Raw genomic sequence first — 240 nt, 5'->3', positions numbered from 1 at the left:
CGCAACCAGAAGCGCCAGCACGAACAGTTTTCGCACCACGGCGAAGATGAACCACAGGACCAAGGCGGCAACCAGGCCGGTGATGATAAGCGAGAAGTCTGGAATGTCAGTCTCCTGAATGCGGTGAGCGCCATCATCACATCGCCGCCTCAGGGCGGCTTTTTAATGGCCAGAGACGTGTCATCCCCATGGACGCATCAGGGCGCGCGCTGCGGCGGGAGGGCAGGGTATTGCTCGCTG

Annotated in this window: 1 protein-coding gene; it reads left to right on the top strand. The window is 60.8% G+C overall.

The features are described from left to right. Positions 1-240, top strand: a 240-nt coding sequence (locus R0J92_RS26195) for a hypothetical protein (RefSeq protein WP_411053841.1), incomplete at both ends; no start/stop codon positions are given.

The sequence above is a fragment of the Tritonibacter sp. SIMBA_163 genome (assembly GCF_046535935.1).
Taxonomy (GTDB): Bacteria; Pseudomonadota; Alphaproteobacteria; order Rhodobacterales; family Rhodobacteraceae; genus Epibacterium; species Epibacterium scottomollicae.
The sequence above is the reverse complement of the archived record's forward strand: the minus strand, read 5'-3'. Positions and strand labels throughout refer to the sequence as shown.